The sequence below is a fragment of the Phenylobacterium sp. genome, assembly GCF_030645195.1.
Classification (GTDB): Bacteria; Pseudomonadota; Alphaproteobacteria; order Caulobacterales; family Caulobacteraceae; genus Phenylobacterium.
The window spans coordinates 1-15974 of sequence record NZ_JAUSLW010000055.1 but is presented as its reverse complement, the minus strand read 5'-3'; the positions used below and the strand labels follow the sequence as shown (position 1 = coordinate 15974).

Here is a 15974-nt window from a genome sequence, read left to right as displayed (position 1 = left end):
CGGCCCCACGCGGTGAATACGATCTGAAGTAGAACGTGGCGAAACGCCCCTGTCCGTCGGACGGGCGACAGATATCGCAAGAATTCGGACGCCGCTTCACAAAACCTATCCTCAGAGGCGAAAAGTCGCGCACAGCGCTCGCGACGTCATCACTTGGGACCAGGCGCGCCGCGCGGGTTCCGGGTTAGGATCGGCCCATGAATCGGCAAAGACGCACCCTGCTGGCCGGCGTGGCGGCCACCGCCACCCTGGGCGGCCCCGCCCTGGCCGCCACCACTGGAGCCCCGCCCATGTACGGACTGATCGGCAAGATGACCGCCAAGCCGGGTCAGCGCGACGCCCTGATCGCGATCCTGCTGGACGGGATCTCCGGCATGCCCGGCTGTCTGAGCTATGTGGTGGCCCAGGACCCCGCCGATCCGCAGGCCATCTGGATCACCGAGGTCTGGGACAGCCAGGCCAGCCACCAGGCCTCGCTCGCCCTGCCCTCCGTGCGCGAGGCCATCGCCAAGGCCCGCCCGATCCTCGCCGGCATGGCGCCCGGGACCGTGACCACGCCGGTGGGCGGGCATGGGCTGGTGACGACGAGCTAGCAGACCTCACTCCAGCCCCCGGCGCTTGTGCTTCATGTGCGCGCGGCCGGCCTTGTGGCGGGCGATCCAGACCTTGCGGACCTCGGCCCGGGCCAGGGGGTCGTCCTTCATCTCCAGGTGGGCCAGCTCGCGCTGCAGCTTGGCGAAGCTCTTCCAGCGGCCGGGATCGAGGCTGCCGTCCTCCAGGGCCGCCCGCACCGCGCAGCCGGGCTCGGTGCGGTGGGCGCAGTCGCCGAAGCGGCACCGGGCGGCCAGGGCCTCGATGTCGCCGAAAGTGGCGGCGACCCCGGCCTCGCTGTCCCACAGCCCCAGCTCGCGCATGCCCGGCGTGTCCAGCACCAGGCCGCCCGACGGCAGCAGGATCAGCTCGCGGTGGGTGGTGGTGTGGCGGCCCCGCGCGCCCTCCTCGATGATATCCTGGATGGCCATCAGGGCCTGGCCGGCCAGCGCATTGACCAGGGTGGACTTACCGACGCCGGAGGAGCCCAGCAGGACAGCGGTCTGGCCCGGTCCCAGCAGGGCGGCCAAGGCGTCGAGACCCTGGCCGGTCACCGCCGAGACCGCGTGGACCGGACAGCCGATGGCGATGGACTCCACCTGCGCCACCAGAGCGTCCACGTCCTCGCAGGCGTCGGCCTTGGTGAGCACGACGACCGGCTGGGCGCCGCTCTCCCAGGCCACGGCGAGGTAGCGCTCCAGGCGACGCAGGCTGAGGTCGGCGTTGAGGGAGGCGGTCAGCAGGGCGATGTCGACATTGGCCGCCACCGTCTGGGGGGCGACATTGGGGCCCGAGGCCTTGCGCACGAAGACGCTTGAGCGGGGCAGGACGGCGTGGATGGTGGCCGCCCCTTCCTGGGGCCGGGCAGCGCAGGCCACCCAGTCTCCGGCCACCGGATAACCGCCCTCCCCGGCCTCATGGGCCAGGCGGCCGGAAAGCTCGGCGGAGAGATCGCCGTCGGGGGTGGCCAGGCGGTAGAGGCCGCGCTGCTGGACAGTGACGCGGCCGGGCGTCAGCCCGCGCGCCGCGAAGGGTTGGAAGTGGGTCTGGAGCGTGTCGCTCCAACCATAGGTCTTGAGCAATGGGGTGATCCGTCGATCGAGGGGCGCGTTTCAGCGCCGGCCGACGGAGAGGTCTAAGGTATCAGAATACCCGGTCGGCGGCGCAGCGGAGGTGGGTCTGGAGGAGCACAGTCATCTTCGAAACCCTCCTTTCCGGGCGCGTGGTCGATATCCTGAGGCTAGGCGCGAGGCTTCGCCGGGTCAAGCGGCAGACAAACCCACGCCGTCTTCCCGGACGGCCGCCAGGCCGATCCGGGATCCAGGGGCCCTGCCCGCCGCCCCTGGGTCCCGGCTCTCCGCTTCGCTGCGGCCGGGATGACGGATTTTGAAGCTACAGCGGCAGGGCGGTGGTGAACTTGATCTGCTCCATGGCGAAGGAGGAGGAGACGTCCCCCAGCTCGGCCGTCGCGATCAGGCGCTTGTAGAAGCGGTCATAGGCGCCGATGTCGCGCACCACGACCTTGAGCAGGTAATCGGTCTCGCCGCTCATCCGGTAGAACTCCACCACCTCGGGCAGGGCCGAAGCGCCCTTGGCGAAGCCGGTGAGCCAGGCCTCGTCGTGGCGGGCGGTGCGGATGGAGACGAAGACCACCAGGGAGAGGTCCAGCTTCTCGCGGTCCAGCAGGGCCACCCGGCGCTCGATGACGCCCGAGTCGGTCAGGCGCTTGACCCGCTTCCAGCAGGGCGTCTGGGACAGGCCCACCCGCTCGGCCAGGTCGGCGATGGCCAGGGTGGCGTCGGTCTGCAGCTCCCGCAGGATGCGCCGGTCGATGGGATCGAGAACATCGTTCATGCGAAAGACTGCCCAAAGAGAATATTCTTCTCTTCTAGACGGGTCTGGCGGCGAAATCGATGATGATCCTCTCCGCGCCCCGCCGCATCCTGTCCTCAGCAGACAGGGGCGCGCCATGATCGACAGCTTCACCCGACATCCCCGCCAGGTGGGCGAGACCTATGGCGAACACATGGGCGCCGCGGCCGGCTTCGGTTGGACCCTGATCTGCGCCGGGATCGCCTGCGTGATCCACGCCGTCTTCCCCTTCCTGTTCGAGAAGACCGCCAGCGCCTGCGTCGCGCGCCTGCACGGGACCATGGCCCTGCGCGGCCGCCTGCCCCGCCACGACGAGACGGTCGTGCAGATCTGACCGTGCTTTCCGTCCCCGTTCACGGGGAGGGGGGACCAGCCTCGTTTATTGTCCGAGATCAAATCGAAGCCGAGCGCGCCGGTGTATAAGGCGGTGGCCGCGTCATCGTCGGCCAGGCCTGTCAGGGCGATCCGCATGGCAGGCGCCAGCCCAGAAGCGGCGCGGGTTCCAGACCGCGACGCGTCGAGGGGCGATGTCAAATCGCCAACCTGATCAAGTGTCCAAATTTGGCCTGATCGATTTTCAACTTAACGTAGAAAGTATATCAACTCGCCTTTTCAGAAACTGTCCGCCATGGTGAATTCTTGTTGTTAACAACCAACAACAAGGACGGCGGGTCTGCTCCTGCGAATATTTGCTTCATTTTTTAAGCCGCCGGTGCGAAGACCGCAGTCACCCCCCAATCGAGAACCTCGGTATTCGAATTGTCTGACGAACCCGACCCCTACGATTCCCTCGGCCGGGCCATCGGCTTGGCGCAGCGACGCTGGACAGCGCTGTTCAACGAGCAGATGGCGGCGATGGGCCAGACCCACCTTCGCTGGATGGCCCTGTCGCGGATTTCCGAATTCTCGGACGGCATCAACCAGCGCGACCTGTCCCGCCTGCTGGGGGTCGACGAGCCCAGCCTGGCGCGGATCATCGCGGCCCTGGAGGCCCAGGGCCTGGTGAAACGCCGGCGCGCGGCCAACGACCGCCGCGCCAAGATCCTGCAGATCACCCCGGCCGCCGAGGCGGTCCATCGCGAGGGCGCCCGGATCGGGCGCAAACTGCAGATCCGCGCCTTCGGCGACCTGCCCGAGGCCGACCTGGCGGCCACCCTGCGGGTCCTGACCCACGCCGGCGAGCGGCTGGCGCCCAAGGACTGACTCCGGACGCTTTCCCTACCCGGCGAACCGTGGCGACAGCAGGAAGCCGAAGCCCGAGATCACCCGGCGCACCAGCTCGTCGGCCGCCCCGGGCTCGGCCTGCATCAGCACCGCCGAGGCGATGCCGCGGCCCAGCACCCAGATCACCAGGGAGATCTCCTCCACCCGCTCGGGCGGGACGCGCTCGTCGCCGCGGAAGGCGGTCTGGAAGCTGGCGAAGGCCTGCTGCTCGGCGGCGCGGACCTCCCGGTTGGCCGCCAGGGCCTGCTCGGTCTGCATCAGGGCGTAGAGCTGCGGATGGCGGCGGATGAAGCCGAGGAAGGCCGTCGACGCGCCGTCGATGCGGTGGGCGAAGCGATCGGAGGCCATGGCCTCCTCGATCTTGCGGGCCAGCTCGCCCCAGCCCTCGATGGCCAGCGCCGCCAGCAGGGCGTCCTTGTCGTCGAAGTGGTGATAGAGGGTGGCCACCCCGCTGCCGACCCGGGCGGCGATGGCGCGCAGCTGCACCCCCTCGGCCCCGCTCTCCTCCAGCAGGAGACGCGCCGCGTCCAGGGCGCGGCGGCGCAACGTTCCCATCACCTTCAGCTCATCGGCCACGGCGTCCTCCCGCCGCGAGCATGGCCTACAGCTTGGACGGAAGCACCACCTTCATCTCCTCGTAGCCCTTCACGAAGATCGAGAAGGACCGCTTGGGCTCCTCCAGCAGCTTGATGTCCGGGAAGCGCTTGAGGATCTCCTCCCAGATGATGGTGAGCTGCAGCTCGGCCAGGCGGTTGCCCACGCAGCGGTGGATGCCGAAGCCGAAGGACATGTGCTGGCGCGGCCGGGCCCGGTCGATGATGTAGGAATTGGGGTTCTCGATGACCGTGTCGTCGCGGTTGCCCGAGACGTACCACATGGCCACCTTGTCGCCCTCCTTGATGGTCTTGCCCCCCAGTTCGAAGTCCTGGGTCGCCGTGCGCGCCATGTGGGCCAGCGGGGTCTGCCAGCGGATGGTCTCCGACACCATCGACGGGATCAGGGACGGGTCGGCCCGCAGCTTGGCGTACTGGTCGGGGTTCTGGTTGAGGGCCAGGACCGAGCCGGAGATGGTGTTGCGCGTCGTGTCGTTGCCGCCGATGATCAGCAGGGCCACATTGGCGTGGAACTCCTGCTGGGTCATGGTGCGGGTGTCCTCGCCGTGGGCCAGCATGGAGATCAGGTCCCCGGCCGGCTCGGCGTTGACCCTCTGATTCCACAGCTGCGTGAAATAGCCGAAGCACTCGGCCATCATCGCCCGCATCTCCGCGAGATCGGCGGCCGGCCCGAAGCCCGGCGCCGTGGTCATGGCGTCCGACCAGCGGGTGAGCTTGCGCCGCTCCTCGAAGGGGAAGTCGAACAGGGTCGCCAGCGTCATGGTGGTGAGCTCTTTGGAGACCAGGTCCACCCAGTCGAAGTCCTCGCCGATCGGCAGGGAGTCCAGGATCAGGCCGGCCCGCTCGCGGATCAGCGGCGCCATGATCGACAGGGCGTGCGGCGAGACCGCCGGGCTGACGGTCTTGCGCTGCACGTCGTGGCGCGGCGGGTCCATGGCGATGAAGTTGGTGGCGGTGTTGTTGGGGTCGCGGAACCCCTGGGCGGCCTTGGGGGTCAGCGTGATGCCCTTGGCCGAGGAGAACACCTGGTGGTTGGAGTCCACCGCCATGATGTCGTTGTACTTGGTGATCGACCAATAGGCCCCGTAGTTGCTGTCGGGCGTGTAGTGGACCGGATCTTCCTTCCGCAGCCGCTCGAAGGTCGGCCACATGGCGTCGTCGCGGAACAGCGAGGCCCGCGCCGGGTGCAGCTCCTCGATGGGGGTCTCGTAGGCGGCCTTGCGGGCCGCGGCGCGCTTGTCCTTCAGGATGTCCACGGTTCCGTCAGCCATCGAAAGTCTCCTACCCGGCGCGGCGTTTTTCACGCGCAATTGCCTCTATCGAGACCTTCCGAACATGGTTCGACAAGGGTTTGCTTTGACGGGGGCGTCAGGACCGGCGGTGGGATGGCGGAAAGACTGGAGCGGGCGATGGGATTCGAAGCCCTCAGCTTGGGAAGCTGGGGAGGGGGTTGCCGCTCACACGCATCTTGGGCCAACACGACGACGAGCAACACCCGGCTGGCACGCCAGCCCAGTTGTAGCTCGGCTATGCATGCGGAGGTCGCATTGAACTGGCGTCCGAAAGCTGAACAATGACACAGCGTTCGGGCGACGCTACCGGAGCGGATCATGGACAACGACCTAACGATCCTTCGCCTTCATTCAGAAGTGACGGACACGCCAGAAATTCGAGCGACGACGCTTGGTGAGATCGCTGGCGCGTTGGAAAATCTCGCAGCACACGCCAAGTCGATCTTCGGGATTCATGAGCGGGGTCCAGGCTCGTCGCCTGAAATCATGATCGCCGGGCCGCCCCGTCGCGGATCGCTAGAGTTTCTTCTGCGTCCAGAGCTGCACCTCACCGTCGAACTCACCGTCGAGGCGATCGTCGGCCTAGTGCCATTGCCCTCTAAACCAGAGGAATGGCTACCCGCGCTCGCCGACATTGGCACCTTCGGGATGTTCGTTTGGGTCGTGCTCTTCGGTCAGCGGGGTGTGATGGAGCGGCGAATGGATCGAGAACCATTTGATCTGTCCCGTCCATCGGCTGAAGCAAGCTCTATGGGACTGCGGCTCGCGCTATCGTCCGTCATCCTGCGTGACGCAGGTTCACACCAGTTTATCAGCGCGATTATCAACTCGGCGGCCAAGGCTGGCGTCTCGAGGGTCGAGATTCAGCTACCTGACGAACCTCCGGTCACCCTCTTCCATACAGCGGAACGCCGCCGAAAAGGCCTCGTCGGAATGAGATCGCGAGATCGCAATACTGTCCCGACTTCCACGGGGGAGCCCGAACAATTTGTTAGGAAGGATGGGCCTGCCGGAGACATGCGGTTCGTCTACCAGGAGCGGACCCTTCAAGGCTTCGTCGCTACTCTGCTGAGGGAATCGAATGAGGTGCTAGTTTTGTGGGGCTCCAGTTACGAGATACCGGCGGCAGGCAATGTATTTTGGGCAACGGGTGAGTACGTCGATCCTTTGGAAATCCAGCCATTGGATGACGTTCCCCAGATTCTTGAACTGATCGGGCGGGTACTGCTCGTCAAACAATCGGCAACGTTCAAGTAACGATGCTGCAGAATCCAGTCGAGACAGCTCCTCTGCTTCGACGTCAGCTGATGGAAGATGGGCCTCGAAACCCGTCGTGACCTCATGACTATCAAGGCGATCTGAAACGAGTTTGCCCACGAGATGAACCCAATCTTGTTCGCCACAGACCGTCTTAAGTCCAAGTGTGCGAGCCTCGCGCTCGCGGCGGACAGCGCACCCGCGACCGCAGCTCCGGCCGATCCAGGAGGCACCTTCTTCGTCGCCAACCATGATCACCGGGTCCTCTACAATCAGGCGCTCATGGGGCCGGATCAAGCCCTACTGCATCGACCGCTTGCAGCTACGAAGGGGTCACGGACAACAACTGTAAAATCGGCTGCAGAACCGCGCGCCTGAAAGCCAGCTAAGTCTTGGAGCGGGCGATGGGATTCGAACCCACGACATTCAGCTTGGGAAGCTGACGCTCTACCCCTGAGCTACGCCCGCGAAGGCCTTGCGGGGCAAGGCTTGCAGTGGGGGTTCTCTAGCGGGTCTGCGGGGTCGGCTCAAGGCCTAGCCGACGCCTAGCCGTTGATCACCCACTGCGCCACATAGGCCTGGGCCTTGCGGGCCAGGCCCGGCGGGCCGGAGAAGTAGAACTCGCTGCCGAACAGGCTCTTCTGTTCGCGCCAGGCCAGCGGGCCGGTGTCCTCGGTCTGGAGAATTTCCCGCAGGCGATCGCGCTTGGCGGTGGGCACGAAAGCTATGTAGGTGGCATCGGGCATGGCCGTGATCCTGCATCCCTCAGGATCAGGAACGACGAGTCGGGCTTATACATGGTTAACGGCGACAAGGGCGCGCGATTGACCTCCGCGGCGCCTCGCCGCACGATGCCGCCAACAACGGTTCGACGGGAGACGACCATGGCCGACGGCGAGATGCTTGAGCACGCGAAATTCCACGCCATGACCGAGGGCACCCAGGAGGACTGGATGGCCATCGTCCGCGGCAACGGCCCCTTCACCCGCGAACTCCCCGACCGGATGCTGGCCCACCTGCGGATGCTCAAGGAAGACACCGGCGGCTATCCGGTGGACCGGCTGGAGCACAGCCTGCAGACCGCCACCCGGGCCTTCAAGGCCGGCCGCGACGAGGAATATGTCGTCTGCGCCTTGATGCACGACATCGGCGACCTGCTCTCGCCCTCCAACCACGCCGAGATGGGGGCCATGATCATGAAGCCCTACGTGTCGGAGCAGAACTACTGGATGATGGACAAGCACGGCATCTTCCAGGGCTACTACTTCTTCCACCACCTGGGCCTGGACCGCGACATGCGCGAGCAGTACTGGGGCCATGAGTGGTTCGAGTACACCGCCCAGTTCTGCCACCTCTACGACCAGAACAGCTTCGATCCCGATTACGAGTCCATGCCCCTGGAGGCCTTCGAGCCCATGCTGCGCGCGGTGCTCGCCGCGCCCAAGCGCTCGATCTACAAGCGCGAGACGGCCAGCGCGGAGTAGGGCGTCCACGCAGTCACCCTTCTCCCCTTGCGGGAGAAGGTGTCGGGCGAAGGCCCGACGGATGAGGGGTCGCGATCCCCTCTCCGAACCATAACTTCGTCATCCCGGGCGACCCGCAGGGGAGACCCGGGACCCAGGGGGATTGAATGCGGCCCCTGGGTCCCGGCTCTCCGCTTCGCTACGGCCGGGATGACGCCGTGGGTTTGCCGGACAGGCCTATCGACCCCTCATCCGACCCCGCTCCGCGGGGCCACCTTCTCCCGCAAGGGGAGAAGGAGCGCCGAGGCCCCCCTAGACCTTCCCCGCCCACAGCTGGAAGTGCTTGGACAGCTTCAGGCCCTGGCGCTGGTAGTGGCCGCCCAGGGCGCCGTAGAGGCGGGACGGGCGGGCGGTGAGGGGTTCATAGACCAGGCGGGCGACGGTCTGGCCGTCCTCCAGCAGGAAGGGGGTCTCGTGGCTGCGGACCTCCAGCACCCCCTTGGAGCCCACCCCTTGCGCCTCCTCCGTCCCGAAGCCGGGGTCGAAGAAGCCGGCATAGTGGACGCGGAACTCGCCCACCGAGGGGTCGATGGGGGTCATCTCGGCGGCTTCCAGCACCGGGATCTCGATCGCCTCCTTGGAGGCCAGGATGTAGAATTCGCCCGGATCCAGCAGCAGTTCGCCGCGCTGGGGCGTCAGCGGCTCCCAGAAGTTGCGCGGGTCGTGGCCGTCGACGTGATCCATGTCGATGACGCCCGCGTGCCGGCGGGCCCGGAACCCCGCCACCCCGTCCGACAGGTCCACCCCGACGCTGCGGGTCGACAGCTTGGGCGGCGCCCCGCGCTTGAGGCGCAGCTGGTTCAGCCGCGTGCCGGTGCGCACCAGGATGGAGAAGGTCTGGGGCGCGATCTCGATATACATCGGCCCGTCATAGGCCTCGATGACGTCGTCGAAGGCCGGCTGATTGTCCGACAGCAGCCGCACGAAGACGTCCACCCGGCCCGTCGAGCTCTTGGGATTGGCCCGGGCCGAGACGCCGGGCGGCAGATGCAGGCGCTCCTGCAGCTCGGCGATATAGACGCACCCCTTCTCCAGCACCGCGCCGCGCGACAGGTCCAGCTCGTGCATGGACACGTCGGCGATGCGGCTCGCCACCGTGCGGCCCAGCCGCGGCAGGAAGCTGGCGCGGACCCGCCAGCAGCGGGCGGCCAGGCGCAGGTCGAGGCTGGCAGGCTGCACCTGGTCGAAATCAAACGCGGTCGCCGAGAGGATGGCGCCCTGGTCGATCAGGTCGTCGATGGATTGGCAGGGCAAAATCCCCGCGCGCGTCGCGTCGGTCATCGCCGCGACACTCGCCGTGTGGGGCAGGCTTGGCAAGTGCGGCGTGGTGGCGAGGGCCGAGCCCCCTCCGTCACGCGCTGACGCGCGCGCCACCTCCCCCGGATCGCGCTTCGCGCTGGGGGAGGAATTAGGACTCGTTCGTTCCTCCCCCAGGCCGAAGGCCGGTTCGGGGGAGGTGGATCTGAGCGGAGCGAAGAGACGGAGGGGGCTGGGCGCTCTCCACCCAACCCCCCGCCCGCCTAGTGCTTCTTCCCCAGCTTGGCGGCGATCTCGCCCAGCATGGCGACGGCGGCGCCCACCCCGAACAGGGCGAGCGCCTCACCGAAGGTGGCGGCCGGCCGCAGCACCGTCGGGACCACGCTTTGCAGGTGGTCCGACAGGGCCAGGATCACGAGATTCAGCGCCCCGAAGAAGGCCAGGAGCAGGCTGAAGACCCGGATCGCGAAGTTGACCGGCATCGGTCCTAGTAGGACTTGGCCGGGCGCTTGGCGGCGATTTCGGCCAGCAGGTAGATCATGGCGCCGAGGCCGAGCAGGCTGACCGACTGGGCGAAGCCTTCCACCAGCAGCAGCTGCGGCGGGATCTTGGCCGTCATGGCCGCCGGCACGAATCCGATGGCGACATTGATGAGCCCCAGCACGACCAGGATCAGTCCGAGAAGTCGAAACAGCATGTTGAGCGGCATTGGTAGGTGTCCTCCCTAGAGTTAGGCGAAGGTTGCCGTGTTTTTGGGCAAGCGCGAAGCCGATTCAGCCGGACGGCGAATGGCCAAGCTTGACCAGGGCGCGCGCCTTGAGGTTCATGCCGCCCTCCCTGAAGGGCTTCGCAGGAAAACTGGGTTCCGGTTGGCCGCGCGAAGGCGCCTTCTGCGCACGTCTTATAGGAGCGCCCCATGGCCGAAGATCCGAACACCTGGCAGCAAGAGACCAAGCTGGTGCGCGGCGGCATGGCCCGCTCCCCCTATGGCGAGATCTCCGAGGCCCTCTATCTCACCCAGAGCTTCGCCTATGAGAGCGCCGAGGCGGCCGACAAGCGCTTCTCTGGCGAGGAGCCCGGCTTCATATACCAGCGCTTCGGCAACCCCACGACCCAGATGTTCGAGGACCGCCTGGCGCTGCTGGAGGGCGCCGAGCAGTGTCGGGCGACGGCCTCGGGCATGGCCGCCGTCCATGTGGCCCTGCAGGGCCTGGTTCGGGCCGGCGACCACATCGTGGCCGGCCGGGCCCTGTTCGGCTCCTGCCGCTGGATCCTCTCGGAATGGATGCCGCGCTTCGGGGTGGAGGTGACCTTCGTCGACGCCACCGACATCGAGGCCTGGAAGAACGCTGTGCGCCCCAACACCAAGGCCTTCCTGGTGGAGACCCCGGCCAATCCGCTGCTGGAGGTGACCGCCATCGGGGCCGTGGCCGAGGTGGCCCACGCCGCCGGCGCCAAGCTGGTCGTGGACAATGTCTTCGCCACCCCGATCTACCAGAAGCCCTTGGCGCTCGGCGCCGACATCGTCGTCTATTCGGCCACCAAGCATATCGACGGCCAGGGCCGGGTGCTGGGCGGGGCGATCCTCGGCGGCGCCGAGCTGATGACGCAGAGCTACAAGGACATCCTGCGCCACACCGGCCCGGCGCTCTCGCCCTTCAACGCCTGGGTGCTGCTCAAGGGGCTTGAGACCCTGGAGCTGCGGGTCAGCCGCCAGACGCAGAACGCCGCCAGGATCGCCGACGCGATCGGCGCGCATTCCAAGTGCAAGCAGGTCGTCTATCCCGGCCGGCCCGACCACCCGCAGGCCGCCATCATCGCCAACCAGATGTCCGGCGGCGGCAATGTGGTGGCCTTCGACCTGGGGAGCCGCGAGGCCGCCTGGCGGTTCCTCGACACCCTGGCCATCATCGACATCTCCAACAATCTCGGCGACGCCAAGTCCATGGCCACCCACCCCTGCACCACCACCCACCGCTCCATGCCCGAGGCCGAGCGCCTGGAGATCGGGCTGACCGAGGGCTGGGTGCGGATGAGCGTGGGCCTGGAGGGCGTCGGCGACCTGACGCGGGACGTCGAGCGGGCGCTGGACGCGGCTTAGCCGCCGCACCCCCTCTCCCGCTTGCGGGAGAGGGTAGGGTGAGGGCTCTTACTGAGGTTCCGTCATCACTGCGGCGCCGAGACGCGCAGCAAGACTGCGCGCCCCCTCACCCATCCTCTCCCCCTGAAGGGGGCGAGGAGAAGAGAGCCCCTAAGCCTCGGCCAAACGCGCCGGGTCCACCGAATAGGTCTTGGAGCAGTACTCGCAGGTCACGCTGATATTCCCGTCGTCCTCCACCATCTCCGCCCGCTCGGCGGCGGAGAAGGAGGTCAGCACGCTCTCGATGCGGGCCTGGGAGCAGCGGCAGGCGGCCACCAGGGGCTTGGGCCCGAACACGCGGACCCCGTCCTCGTGGAACAGGCGGAACAGCAGGGTCTCGGCCGAGATGGCAGGGTCGATCAGCTCGTCCTCGCCGATGGTCTCGAAGAAGGCCTGGGTGCGGACCCAGGCTTCCGCCGTCGGCCCGCGGTTCTCGTCCTCGGCGATGTTCTGGATCAGCATGCCGCCGGCCCGCCAGCGCAGGCCATCGCCGAGATCGGCCTGGCCCACCGCCAGGCGCACCCGCGTCGGGGTCTGTTCGGACTGGGCGAAATACTGCTCGGCGCACAGGGCCAGGGTCTCGCCCTCGATGGTGGTGATGCCCTGGTAGCGGTCCATGTCGGCGCCCTGGTCCACCGTCATGATGAAGACCCCTTCGCCCAGCAGGGTCTTGGCGCCCGGCCGCACGAAGCCCGAGGCGGCCTTGGCCACGGCGTCGGCGTCATAGCGGCAATAGCCGCGCAGGGCGCCGCCGGTGTCGTAGTCCACCACCACGTAGCGGACCGGGCCGTCGCCCTGGGCCTGGACGATCAGCCGGCCCTCGAACTTCAGGTTGGAGCCCACCAGGGCGGCGAGCGCGCAGGCCTCCCCCAGCAGGTTGGCCACCGGTTCCGGATAGGCGTGGGCCGCCAGGATCTCATCGACGCTGGCCCCCATACGCGCCAGGCGCCCGCGCACGGGCTCACCCTCGATCTGGAACGGGGCGACGAGGTCGTCGGCGGCGGTTTCGATGCTCATGGGCGGGCCATATAGGGGGACTTGGGCGAGGTTGCGAGCCTGGCGGTCAGATCCTCCCCCAGGCCGCAGGCCGATGTGGGGGAGGTGGATCGTCGCAGCGCGACGAGACGGAGGGGTGGCGTTGCCATTTCGTCGCTATTTCCGAAAGGGTCTTGGAGGAGAGATATCTCGACGCCCTCCTTTCCGATGACGATGCGGTCGCAAATCGTCTCAACGATCTGACGACGCTGTTCGAAGGTGAAGTCCGGCCACTTGCCGAGCAGGTTTCCTGCTTCGGCTAGCACCTCTTCCTGAGAGAGACGGTTGATCTTGAGGATGTCTCGTTCGGCCTGGAGACGCGGAAGCTCGTCTTCGAGCTGTGTGCGGCGCTCTGAGATGGGCTGATGCCTGCGCCCGAAGTCCGCCTTCGAGAGCGCGCCGGCGTGATACAGCTCGAAGAGTTCGTTCTCGGAATTTGCGAGTTTTCGAAGATCGGTCTCGATGCCGTCGAGCAGCCGTTCCTTTTCGCGAAGCGCTTCGTTCGCCGCCTCGTCATGGGCAGCCAGTTCGTCGGGCGAGAGCGCGAACCCTTCGAGCTGGGACTGGAAGACGGCCTCCAGATCATCGACCGGGATTTTGTTGTGACAGGTCGGGCAGACGTACTTATTCCGCCGCGCCGGCACATACATCTTCGGGCCGCAGTGACAGTGCGCGAGACCGGAGAAGAGGTAGCTGGTCTTCTTCGCGGGCTTCCGTCCCGCCGCCTGCATGGCGAGGATCGCGTTACACCGGTCCCAGAGGTCGACCGAGACGACGGCCTCGACCTCGTTCCAAATCCACTCCTCTTCGGGCTTCCGTTCGAAGCGGCGGACAGGGCCTTCGGCCTGTTGCGTCCAGTTGGCCCGATGCGTACCCTTGGCCGTCGGGTCTTCGATGAGACGACGGATCGTCATGTCGGAGAACTTCGCTCCGATCCGGGTGCGGTAGCCGCGCTCGTTGAGGATGCGCGCCACGGTCTTCCGGCGCTGATGCTCCGCGAACAGCTCGTAGATGAGGGCGCGGACTGGCGCTTCCTCAGGGTCCACCTGGAGCTCCTTGTCCTTCCACTGGTACCCAAGGACGCTTGCCCGCCGATGGGCTTCCCGAGCTTCGCGCGGATGGGCACCGAGGCGCGGACGCGGTCTGCAATCTCCTCACGCTCCCACTGCGCCATGGCCGCAATCATCGTGAAGAACAGCCGCCCGGCGGGCGTCGAAGTATCGATGCTTTCGGCGAGACTGATCATGTCGGCGTTGCACGCCCGGAACACGTCGGCGAAGTCGAGAAGCTCCTTCGTGTTGCGCGCCAATCGCGCGAGCTTGGAGAACACGAGGCCGGAGATTGCGCCCGACCGGATGTCCGCCAGCATGCGGCGGGCCTCTGGGTGCGCCATGACGGCTTTCCCGCTCACGGCATCAAGGCGGTACACCTCGGCGACATGCCAGCCCTTGAGCATCGCGTATGCGCGGGCCCGCTCCTCGTGATGTTCGGGGCTTTCGCCACGCACCTGGTCTTCGGTTGAGACCCTGATCCAAATGCCGATGGACTTAGCTTGGCTCGACGCCGGTTCGCGCATTTCGCCCTCCTTGCCTGAGAACAAAGAGGATACATCAATACACGTTTTAGGTGAATCCCATACTGGCGCTTCTGCCTGCCTCACCTACATATTGTTGAACCTCAATGGGGGCTGTGATGGCCAAGAACACAGGTAGCAATTTCCGCAATGGTTCCGTCACGGGACGCAGCCAGGTGCTCAATACGAAGACCGGCCTGTTCGTCAAACGGAACGACAGCTCGGGCAAGTTCATGAGCGTGAAGAAGTCCGGCGGCGCGTTCAAAGGCGTCGCGAAAGAGCGGGATGGACGCCGTTCCTAGCAACCGGACTGTCGCGCGCTCACCTCACTATATTGAGCGGGCCTGTTCTATATCGGAGCGGAAACGGCAATGCCGATCAATTTTACTGAGATAGAGGTCGTCTCGTTTGACCAATACCGTGCTGAAATTGGGCGGTTAGAGGGTGCGTTTCTATTCCGGGGCCAGACGAACGATTGGCCCCTCGCTCACTCCCTAGAGCGAAGACTTGCAGTCTGGGGCATTCCGCTTTCCGATGCACCTGAAATAGAGCGACTTCTTATTCGCGATTTTTGTCGAAAAGCAGGTCCAGAGATCAATCCACTCATCCAAAGTGACACTTTGTACTGCCTGTCGGTAATGCAGCATCACGGCGCACCAACTCGCCTTCTAGATGTTACCTACTCGCCCTATGTTGCCGCGAAATTCGCGTTCGATGGCGCGGGAGTCGAGGGAGTCATTTGGTGTTTTCAGTATTCGTGGCTGCTTCACACTACTGCTCGCGCCGTGGGCGGCGACTTAGTACGACGTCGAAATATCGATGAACACCGAAATAACGAATCTTACGAAGAAATGTACGGCTCCCTACCGCCGAGGGCCTTTGTATTCTCCGAAAATCCGTTTCTCCTGAACCAAAGGTCAATCATCCAAAAGGGCGCATTCCTTTGCCCCGGTAACGTAGCTGTAACGATGGAGGAGAATTTTTCGGAAATTCGCTCGGACGATCCGCAGCCTGGAATTGTGAAGTTGAAGTTGAATCTCAACCGCGCGGAAACTTTAAATTTTGCCGAGCAACTACGGAGAATGAACGTAAGCTCTGCAGTTCTTTTCCCAGGATTGGACGGCTTCTCGCGCGCTCTGGGTGAAGAGGTGTTTCTATACGCAGATCTAGCCAGGACCCTTACTGGTCGGCCGGACTACATCGATCCAATTGAGATCGCACCGTAACCCCCACGTCGACTGCACGCGGATTGTTGACAATAACGCCGCAATTTCTTGCGGCGTTATGAGCAGATTTCTCTAGGCAGCGTCCCTCAGATCGTCGAACAGACGGTTCGCCCCGAAGTGATAGTGCGTGAGCACCAGGGCCGCGCTCGCGAAGATCGACATGCGCTTGTCCTCGCTGTTCCAGACCTTCCGTTTCTCAGGAAGCCGGTGTGCGAGTGCGGGAACGCCGGTGACGTGACCCCCTGAAACTCCTCCAGGAATAATTAGAGTCCGCCCCAGGAAAGGGACGGACGGATGAAGCGATCAAGGTTCACGGAAGAGCAGATCATCGGGATCCTGCGCGAGCAGGAGGCGGGTGTGCCGGTGGCGG

Annotated in this window: 19 protein-coding genes and 1 tRNA gene; 8 read left to right on the top strand and 12 right to left on the bottom strand. The window is 65.6% G+C overall.

All coding sequences use genetic code 11. From position 1 onward, the window contains the following. The first annotated feature begins 197 nt into the window (after positions 1-197). Entirely contained in the window at positions 198-593 is a 396-nt protein-coding gene (locus Q7T09_RS04715; RefSeq protein WP_304698048.1) for a putative quinol monooxygenase, read from the top strand. Between the two features lie 6 nt (positions 594-599). On the opposite strand, the gene rsgA is transcribed toward Q7T09_RS04715, so the two are convergent. Together rsgA and Q7T09_RS04705 are read right to left on the bottom strand one after the other, a co-directional pair. Next, positions 600-1673 carry a ribosome small subunit-dependent GTPase A gene (gene rsgA / locus Q7T09_RS04710; protein ID WP_304698046.1) on the bottom strand — a complete coding sequence of 358 codons (1074 nt, stop codon included), beginning with the start codon at positions 1671-1673 and terminating at the stop codon, positions 600-602. A gap of 310 nt (positions 1674-1983) precedes the next feature. Next, positions 1984-2445, bottom strand: a complete 462-nt coding sequence (locus tag Q7T09_RS04705) for an Lrp/AsnC family transcriptional regulator (RefSeq protein WP_304698044.1) — start codon at positions 2443-2445, stop codon at positions 1984-1986. Positions 2446-2560: 115 nt separating this feature from the next. On the opposite strand from Q7T09_RS04705, the gene Q7T09_RS04700 reads away from it, so the two are divergent. Both Q7T09_RS04700 and Q7T09_RS04695 read left to right on the top strand, forming a co-directional pair. Continuing rightward, on the top strand, positions 2561-2797 hold the full coding sequence (locus Q7T09_RS04700; protein ID WP_304698042.1) for a DUF6356 family protein: 237 nt from the start codon (positions 2561-2563) through the stop codon (positions 2795-2797). A 425-nt stretch (positions 2798-3222) separates the two neighbouring features. Continuing rightward, on the top strand, positions 3223-3666 hold the full coding sequence (locus tag Q7T09_RS04695; protein WP_304698040.1) for a MarR family winged helix-turn-helix transcriptional regulator: 444 nt from the start codon (positions 3223-3225) through the stop codon (positions 3664-3666). Between the two features lie 15 nt (positions 3667-3681). Here Q7T09_RS04695 and Q7T09_RS04690 read toward each other — a convergent pair whose 3' ends face one another. Both Q7T09_RS04690 and Q7T09_RS04685 read right to left on the bottom strand, forming a co-directional pair. After that, a complete protein-coding gene (locus tag Q7T09_RS04690; RefSeq protein WP_304698038.1) occupies positions 3682-4263 on the bottom strand; it encodes a TetR/AcrR family transcriptional regulator in 582 nt (193 codons plus the stop codon). Positions 4264-4288: 25 nt separating this feature from the next. Then, positions 4289-5572 (bottom strand): cytochrome P450, encoded by a 1284-nt coding sequence (locus Q7T09_RS04685; protein ID WP_304698035.1) that lies wholly within the window; start codon positions 5570-5572, stop codon positions 4289-4291. 339 nt (positions 5573-5911) lie between these two features. On the opposite strand from Q7T09_RS04685, the gene Q7T09_RS04680 reads away from it, so the two are divergent. Then, on the top strand, positions 5912-6850 hold the full coding sequence (locus Q7T09_RS04680) for a hypothetical protein (RefSeq protein WP_304698034.1): 939 nt from the start codon (positions 5912-5914) through the stop codon (positions 6848-6850). Positions 6851-7243: 393 nt separating this feature from the next. Here the strand turns inward: Q7T09_RS04680 and Q7T09_RS04675 are convergent. Both Q7T09_RS04675 and Q7T09_RS04670 read right to left on the bottom strand, forming a co-directional pair. Then, positions 7244-7318 (bottom strand) — tRNA-Gly (locus Q7T09_RS04675). A gap of 77 nt (positions 7319-7395) precedes the next feature. After that, positions 7396-7596 carry a hypothetical protein gene (locus Q7T09_RS04670; RefSeq protein ID WP_304698033.1) on the bottom strand — a complete coding sequence of 67 codons (201 nt, stop codon included), beginning with the start codon at positions 7594-7596 and terminating at the stop codon, positions 7396-7398. Between the two features lie 138 nt (positions 7597-7734). Between Q7T09_RS04670 and Q7T09_RS04665 the strand changes: the two genes are divergently transcribed. After that, positions 7735-8334, top strand: a complete 600-nt coding sequence (locus Q7T09_RS04665; RefSeq protein WP_304698031.1) for an HD domain-containing protein — start codon at positions 7735-7737, stop codon at positions 8332-8334. 291 nt (positions 8335-8625) lie between these two features. Here the strand turns inward: Q7T09_RS04665 and Q7T09_RS04660 are convergent, their stop codons facing one another. The 3 genes from Q7T09_RS04660 to Q7T09_RS04650 form a co-directional block, all read right to left on the bottom strand. Next, the gene (locus Q7T09_RS04660) at positions 8626-9654 is read right to left on the bottom strand and encodes a 2'-deoxycytidine 5'-triphosphate deaminase (protein ID WP_304698029.1); all 1029 of its coding nucleotides are present in this window, start codon (positions 9652-9654) and stop codon (positions 8626-8628) included. A gap of 239 nt (positions 9655-9893) precedes the next feature. Continuing rightward, entirely contained in the window at positions 9894-10112 is a 219-nt protein-coding gene (locus tag Q7T09_RS04655; protein WP_304698027.1) for a hypothetical protein, read from the bottom strand. Between the two features lie 5 nt (positions 10113-10117). Next, the gene (locus tag Q7T09_RS04650; RefSeq protein ID WP_304698025.1) at positions 10118-10339 is read right to left on the bottom strand and encodes a hypothetical protein; all 222 of its coding nucleotides are present in this window, start codon (positions 10337-10339) and stop codon (positions 10118-10120) included. 207 nt (positions 10340-10546) lie between these two features. Here Q7T09_RS04650 and metZ point away from each other — a divergent pair, with 207 nt between their 5' ends. Continuing rightward, positions 10547-11731: an O-succinylhomoserine sulfhydrylase gene (metZ, locus tag Q7T09_RS04645; RefSeq protein ID WP_304698024.1), complete on the top strand. Its 1185-nt coding sequence runs from the start codon at positions 10547-10549 to the stop codon at positions 11729-11731. Between the two features lie 150 nt (positions 11732-11881). On the opposite strand, the gene Q7T09_RS04640 is transcribed toward metZ, so the two are convergent. The 3 genes from Q7T09_RS04640 to Q7T09_RS04630 are packed head-to-tail and all read right to left on the bottom strand — an operon-like array spanning position 11882 to position 14381. Beyond that, a complete protein-coding gene (locus Q7T09_RS04640; protein ID WP_304698023.1) occupies positions 11882-12787 on the bottom strand; it encodes an Hsp33 family molecular chaperone in 906 nt (301 codons plus the stop codon). Next, a complete protein-coding gene (locus Q7T09_RS04635; protein WP_304698075.1) occupies positions 12784-13809 on the bottom strand; it encodes a recombinase family protein in 1026 nt (341 codons plus the stop codon). Before Q7T09_RS04635 ends, Q7T09_RS04640 begins: the two co-directional genes overlap by 4 nt. Beyond that, positions 13716-14381, bottom strand: a complete 666-nt coding sequence (locus tag Q7T09_RS04630; protein WP_304698022.1) for a recombinase family protein — start codon at positions 14379-14381, stop codon at positions 13716-13718. The genes Q7T09_RS04635 and Q7T09_RS04630 overlap by 94 nt, the downstream gene beginning before the upstream one ends. Positions 14382-14497: 116 nt before the next feature. Between Q7T09_RS04630 and Q7T09_RS04625 the strand changes: the two genes are divergently transcribed. Continuing rightward, positions 14498-14680 carry a hypothetical protein gene (locus Q7T09_RS04625; protein WP_304698021.1) on the top strand — a complete coding sequence of 61 codons (183 nt, stop codon included), beginning with the start codon at positions 14498-14500 and terminating at the stop codon, positions 14678-14680. 69 nt (positions 14681-14749) lie between these two features. Continuing rightward, entirely contained in the window at positions 14750-15604 is an 855-nt protein-coding gene (locus Q7T09_RS04620; RefSeq protein ID WP_304698019.1) for an FRG domain-containing protein, read from the top strand. The last annotated feature ends 370 nt before the right edge of the window (positions 15605-15974 follow it).

Coding starts and splice junctions, on each gene's coding strand:
- Q7T09_RS04680 (WP_304698034.1), top strand. CDS start 5,912: ATGGACAACGACCTAACGATCCTTCGCCTTCATTCAGAAGTGACGGAC.
- Q7T09_RS04715 (WP_304698048.1), top strand. CDS start 198: ATGAATCGGCAAAGACGCACCCTGCTGGCCGGCGTGGCGGCCACCGCC.
- metZ (WP_304698024.1), top strand. CDS start 10,547: ATGGCCGAAGATCCGAACACCTGGCAGCAAGAGACCAAGCTGGTGCGC.
- Q7T09_RS04685 (WP_304698035.1), bottom strand. CDS start 5,572: ATGGCTGACGGAACCGTGGACATCCTGAAGGACAAGCGCGCCGCGGCC.
- Q7T09_RS04640 (WP_304698023.1), bottom strand. CDS start 12,787: ATGAGCATCGAAACCGCCGCCGACGACCTCGTCGCCCCGTTCCAGATC.
- Q7T09_RS04700 (WP_304698042.1), top strand. CDS start 2,561: ATGATCGACAGCTTCACCCGACATCCCCGCCAGGTGGGCGAGACCTAT.
- Q7T09_RS04705 (WP_304698044.1), bottom strand. CDS start 2,445: ATGAACGATGTTCTCGATCCCATCGACCGGCGCATCCTGCGGGAGCTG.
- Q7T09_RS04665 (WP_304698031.1), top strand. CDS start 7,735: ATGGCCGACGGCGAGATGCTTGAGCACGCGAAATTCCACGCCATGACC.
- Q7T09_RS04650 (WP_304698025.1), bottom strand. CDS start 10,339: ATGCCGCTCAACATGCTGTTTCGACTTCTCGGACTGATCCTGGTCGTG.
- Q7T09_RS04660 (WP_304698029.1), bottom strand. CDS start 9,654: ATGACCGACGCGACGCGCGCGGGGATTTTGCCCTGCCAATCCATCGAC.
- Q7T09_RS04620 (WP_304698019.1), top strand. CDS start 14,750: ATGCCGATCAATTTTACTGAGATAGAGGTCGTCTCGTTTGACCAATAC.
- Q7T09_RS04670 (WP_304698033.1), bottom strand. CDS start 7,596: ATGCCCGATGCCACCTACATAGCTTTCGTGCCCACCGCCAAGCGCGAT.
- Q7T09_RS04625 (WP_304698021.1), top strand. CDS start 14,498: ATGGCCAAGAACACAGGTAGCAATTTCCGCAATGGTTCCGTCACGGGA.
- Q7T09_RS04630 (WP_304698022.1), bottom strand. CDS start 14,381: ATGCGCGAACCGGCGTCGAGCCAAGCTAAGTCCATCGGCATTTGGATC.
- Q7T09_RS04655 (WP_304698027.1), bottom strand. CDS start 10,112: ATGCCGGTCAACTTCGCGATCCGGGTCTTCAGCCTGCTCCTGGCCTTC.